The organism is Streptomyces sp. CRN 30 (assembly GCF_034105845.1).
On sequence record NZ_JAVRHI010000081.1, the window covers coordinates 1 to 5,599 of the forward strand.

Sequence of the window (5,599 nt, forward strand, 5' to 3'; positions counted from 1 at the left end):
CCTCGGGATGTCCGACGCGGGCGGAGGGGCGCGCAGGAGCCCGTCGGGCGGGCCGCGGGCGCCCCGAGGTGCGTCACGCGGGCTCACCGCTTCGGGGTCGCTCCCATGGGCCCGTGCGCGGGCCCGGGCGTGCGGCGCCCGCCGGTGACGCCCGTCACCGGGTACGAGGACGGGCGGTCACCCCTTGTGGAAGGGATGACCGCCCGATTCACCGGCCTGATGCCGGCGCTGGCTCGTCGTGGTGCGAGTGTCAGCGTTCCTCGTCGCCTGCGGACGCCGGAGCGGCTGTCAGCCGCTCGCTCTCGTCCTGTATCTCTGCGGCGATCTTCTTGAGCTCCGGCTCGAACTTGCGGCCGTGGTGAGCGCAGAAGAGCAGTTCTCCACCGCTCAGCAGCACGACGCGCAGGTAGGCCTGGGCGCCGCAACGGTCGCATCGGTCAGCGGCCGTCAGCGGGCTCGCGGGGGTCAGAACAGTAGTCACGTCGCCTCTTCTCTAGCTCGACGAGCTGTCGTACCAGGGTCAACATCCAACCAGGCCGAAAACGTTCCCGCTCGCGGCATTTCCACGAAAAAATCTTTCCGGGCCGGCTGTGTGTTGCCGGTTGGCGGCGAATGTGCCGTAGTGCATGTCTTTGGTCGTACGGATTCGCGCTGTCTGTCGGTGGTCAAGTCCTCACCGGCCCCGTCGCCGGTTGTTCATGAGGACGTGCCCGGAGCCTAAATGGTTCATGCCTCGAAGGGAACGTGATATGTACTTCACTCCAACGAGGGATCGAACGCTCGTGCGACTCTGGACTACTCTGAGGCCAGGGGAGGGTGGCGTGACAACGGCTCTACCAGGCCTCGGTACCCTCAATGCGGCGACCGAGCCGCGTCCTTACCCATGAGGACCCCATCTGAAATTCAGCGAGGAGCGAACCGCGTGACCGCCGACACGTCCGTGCCGTCCACAGCGCTGCTGACAGGAGCAGACCGGGACGGTTCCAACTACACCGCGCGGCACCTGCTCGTCCTCGAGGGGCTCGAGGCCGTGCGCAAGCGCCCCGGTATGTACATCGGATCGACCGACAGCCGCGGTCTGATGCACTGCCTCTGGGAGATCATCGACAACTCCGTGGACGAGGCCCTGGGGGGCTACTGCGACCACATCGACGTGATCCTCCACGACGACGGCTCCGTGGAGGTCCGTGACAACGGCCGCGGCATCCCGGTCGACGTCGAGCCCAAGACCGGCCTCTCCGGTGTCGAGGTCGTCATGACCAAGCTGCACGCCGGCGGCAAGTTCGGCGGCGGCTCCTACGCCGCCTCCGGCGGTCTGCACGGTGTGGGCGCCTCCGTGGTGAACGCGCTCTCGGCCCGCCTGGACGTCGAGGTGGACCGCGGCGGGCACACGCACGCGATCGGCTTCCGCCGCGGTGTCCCCGGCGCTTTCGCGGGGAACGGACCGGACGCCAAGTTCGAGGCCGGGAGCGGCCTGCGCAAGGCCAGGAAGATCCCCAAGAGCCGCACCGGCACGCGCGTGCGGTACTGGGCGGACCGCCAGATCTTCCTCAAGGACGCCAAGCTCACCCTGGAGACGCTGCACCAGCGCGCTCGCCAGACCGCGTTCCTGGTGCCGGGCCTGACGATCGTCGTCCGCGACGAGTTCGGGCTGGGCGAGGGCGGCAGCAAGGGCGAGGAGTCCTTCCGCTTCGACGGCGGCATCAGCGAGTTCTGCGAGTACCTGGCGAGCGACCGGCCGGTCTGCGACGTCCTCCGCTTCTCCGGGCAGGGCACCTTCAGGGAGACCGTCCCCGTCCTGGACGAGCACGGGCAGATGACCCCCACCCAGGTCACCCGTGAGCTCGGCGTCGACGTGGCCATGCGCTGGGGGACCGGTTACGACACGACCCTCAAGTCGTTCGTCAACATCATCGCCACGCCCAAGGGCGGCACCCACGTCGCGGGCTTCGAACAGGCCGTGGCCACCACCATGAACGAGGTGCTGCGTACCAAGAAGCTGCTGCGCGTCGCCGAGGACGACATCGTCAAGGACGACGCCCTGGAGGGCCTCACCGCGGTCGTCACCGTGCGGCTGGCCGAGCCGCAGTTCGAGGGCCAGACCAAGGAGGTGCTCGGCACGTCGGCGGCCCGCCGCATCGTGGCGAACGTCATCTCCAAGGAGCTCAAGGCGTTCCTGACCTCCACCAAGCGGGACGCCGCCGCCCAGGCGCGGGTCGTCATGGAGAAGGCCGTCGCCGCCGCCCGTACGCGGATCGCGGCCCGCCAGCACAAGGACGCACAGCGCCGGAAGACCGCCCTGGAGTCCTCCTCGCTGCCCGCCAAGCTGGCGGACTGCCGCAGCGACGACGTCGACCGCAGCGAACTCTTCATCGTCGAGGGCGACTCCGCACTCGGTACGGCCAAGCTCGCCCGGAACTCCGAGTTCCAGGCGCTGCTGCCGATCCGCGGCAAGATCCTCAACGTGCAGAAGTCGTCCGTGACCGACATGCTCAAGAACGCCGAGTGCGGCGCGATCATCCAGGTCATAGGGGCCGGTTCGGGGCGGACCTTCGACATCGACGCCGCCCGCTACGGCAAGATCATCATGATGACCGACGCCGACGTGGACGGCTCCCACATCCGCTGCCTGCTGCTGACGCTGTTCCAGCGCTACATGCGGCCCATGGTCGAGGCGGGCCGGGTCTTCGCCGCGGTGCCGCCGCTGCACCGCATCGAGCTCGTGCAGCCGAAGAAGGGCCAGGAGAAGTACGTCTACACGTACTCGGACCGTGAGCTGCGCGACAAGCTCATGGAGTTCCAGACCAAGGGCGTCCGCTACAAGGACTCGATCCAGCGCTACAAGGGTCTGGGCGAGATGGACGCCGACCAACTGGCCGAGACGACCATGGACCCGCGCCACCGCACCCTGCGCCGGATCAACCTGTCCGACCTGGATGCCGCCGAGCAGGTCTTCGACCTCCTGATGGGCAACGACGTCGCCCCGCGCAAGGAGTTCATCTCCAGCTCGGCGGCGACGCTGGACCGCTCGCGCATCGACGCGTAGGCGCTCCGCCGGGTACCCGGCCGCCGAGACGGATCCGCGCCCCTCACGGGGTGCGGGTCGCCCACTCGTAGCGGTGTTCCGGGCGGCCCGCGTCACCGTACTTGAGCGTCAGCCGGGCCCGGCCCGTGCGTTCCAGCAGTTTGAGGTAGCGCTGGGCGGTCTGGCGGCTCAGGCCGGTCCGTTCGGCGGTCTCCTGGGCCGACAGCGGCCCCTCGGCCGACATCAGGGCCCGGCGTACGAGCTCCGTGGTCGTCGCCGAGTGGCCCTTGGGCAGCTCGGGTTCCGCGACCGCCGAGAGCGCCCCGAAAATCCGGTCCACCTGGGCCTGCTCGGCCTCGCCACCCCCGTCGAGCGTGCGGCGCAGCTCCGCGTACGCCTCCAGCTTGGCGCGCAGGCCTCCGAACGCGAACGGTTTGACCAGGTACTGGAGCGCGCCGGAGCGCATCGCCGCCTGCACGGTGGAGACGTCACGGGCCGCCGTCACCATGATCACATCGGCCTGGAGGCCGCGCCGCCGCATCTCCCGTACGACCTCGAGCCCTGTCCGGTCGGGCAGGTAGTGGTCCATGAGGACGAGGTCCGGACCGGGCAGGGCCTCCAACTGCCGCAGCGCCTGGGCCGCGTCGTGCGCCTCGCCCACGACGCGGAAGCCGGGCACCTTCTCCACGTAGGCGGCATTGATCCGCGCGACCCGTGTGTCGTCGTCCACGACCAGGACCTCGATCATCGCGACTCCTCCTCGGTGGTTGCGGCGGCTGTGCCGGTTCCTCGTGCGGGCCCTGCCTCGGTGATCGGATCGGACGCCGGCCGGCCGGCGGGCTCCGCCAGTGCCTCCGGCAGGACGACGGTGAACGCCGCGCCCCCGCCGTCCGCCTCCGCGACCCCCACGCCGCCCCCCTGCCGTTCGGCGAGCCGGCGCACCAGGGACAGGCCGATGCCGCGCTTCCCGTGTGCGGGTGGCTCCTTGGTGGACCAGCCGTCCGTGAAGACCAGCTCCCGCCGCTCGACCGGAACGCCGGGACCGGTGTCACGCACCTCGAGGAACGCCGTGCGTCCCTCGGTGCGCAGTTGCACCTCCACGCGCGCGCGTGGGGTACCGGCCGCCGCGTCGAGCGCGTTGTCGACGAGGTTGCCGACGATCGTGACCAGCCCTCCGGGGTCGATCAGCCGGTCGGGCAGCGCGGTCCGGGCCGACAGCGTCAGGGCCACCCCGCGTTCGGCCGCGACGGTGGCCTTGCCGACGAGCAGCGCGGCGAGCAGGGGGTCCCCGATCCGCTCCGTGATCTGTTCCGCGGTCGCCCGGTGGTCGCCGACCACCTCGCCGACGAACGCGACGGCGTCGTCGTACATCCGCAGTTCGAGCAGTCCCAGCAGTGTGTGCATGCGGTTGGCGTGTTCGTGGTCCTGCGCGCGCAGGGCGTCGATCAGGCCACGGGTGGAGTCGAGTTCACGGCCGAGCTGTTCCAGTTCGGTGCGGTCGCGCAGGGTCGCGACGGCACCTCCGTCGCCGGTGGGCATGCGGTTGGCGACCAGGACGCGCCGGCCCCGGACGGTGAGCAGATCGGTGCCGGTGACCCGGCCGGCCAGCACATCGGTCGTACGGCCGGCGCCGAGCGCCTCGTCGAGGGAGTGGCCCACCGCCTCGTCACCGACGCCCAGCAGCCGTCGCGCCTCGTCGTTCAGCAGCCGTACGCGGCCGTCGCGGTCCAGGGCGACCACGCCCTCCCGGATGCCGTGCAGCATCGCCTCGCGCTCCGCGAGCAGCGCCGAGATGTCGGAGAAGGCGAGGTCACGAGTCTGCCGCTGCACCCTGCGGGAGATCAGGTACGCGGCCAGCGCCCCGATGGCGAGGGCGGCCCCGGCGTAGGCGAACAGCCCCGGGACGGCGTTGATCAGCCGGGCCCGCACGCTGTCGTACTCGATCCCGACGGAGACCGCGCCGACGATGCGGCCGCCGGCGTCGCGCAGCGGCACCTTGCCGCGGGCCGAGCGGCCCAGCGTGCCCTCGTCGATCTGCATGATCTCGCCGCCGCGCAGGGCCACGCCCGGGTCGGTCGAGACGACCTCGCCGATCTGCTCCGGGTCGGTGTGGGACCACCGCACGCCGTTCCTGTCCATCACCACGACGTACTCCGCCCCGCTGGCCTCGCGGATCCGCTCGGCCTCGCCCTGCACGGGCCCGTCGGCCGAGGGCCCGGTCGTCACGAGGTCCGCGGCGATCTGCGGCTGAACAGCCGCCGTCTGGGCGATCGCGAGGGCGCGGCGCATCGCCTGGTCGTCCAGCTGGTCGCCGAGCGGCGCCAGGAAGAGCCCGGTGGCGAGGACGGCGACCCCGGCGGCGATCGCCACCTGCATCAGCAGGACCTGCGAGAAGGCCCGTCGCGGCAGGCCCAGCCGCAGGCGGCGTGCGGGAGGAGGGGAACTCATGCCCCGACGGTACGTGGACGTCCGCACCCGGCCGAAGGCGGACGGCCCGCCCGCGACCGAGGCCGTCGGGTCCGGCGCGGGCCGGTGACGCGCCGCACGCGCGCGCGTGCGGCCCGTCCACCGTGT

4 protein-coding genes are annotated in these 5,599 nt (G+C 71.1%); 1 reads left to right on the top strand and 3 read right to left on the bottom strand.

Going from position 1 to position 5,599, the window contains the following annotated elements; translation table 11 throughout:
• Positions 1-250 precede the first annotated feature (250 nt).
• A complete protein-coding gene (locus tag UW392_RS07815; protein WP_320774147.1) occupies positions 251-481 on the bottom strand; it encodes a hypothetical protein in 231 nt (76 codons plus the stop codon).
• A 441-nt stretch (positions 482-922) separates the two neighbouring features.
• On the opposite strand from UW392_RS07815, the gene UW392_RS07820 reads away from it, so the two are divergent.
• A complete protein-coding gene (locus UW392_RS07820) occupies positions 923-3,046 on the top strand; it encodes a DNA topoisomerase IV subunit B (RefSeq protein ID WP_320774148.1) in 2,124 nt (707 codons plus the stop codon).
• Between the two features lie 43 nt (positions 3,047-3,089).
• Here the strand turns inward: UW392_RS07820 and UW392_RS07825 are convergent, their stop codons facing one another.
• Both UW392_RS07825 and UW392_RS07830 read right to left on the bottom strand, forming a co-directional pair.
• Entirely contained in the window at positions 3,090-3,773 is a 684-nt protein-coding gene (locus UW392_RS07825; RefSeq protein WP_320774149.1) for a response regulator, read from the bottom strand.
• Positions 3,770-5,473, bottom strand: a complete 1,704-nt coding sequence (locus UW392_RS07830; RefSeq protein ID WP_320774150.1) for a sensor histidine kinase — start codon at positions 5,471-5,473, stop codon at positions 3,770-3,772. Before UW392_RS07830 ends, UW392_RS07825 begins: the two co-directional genes overlap by 4 nt.
• Positions 5,474-5,599: the final 126 nt, after the last annotated feature.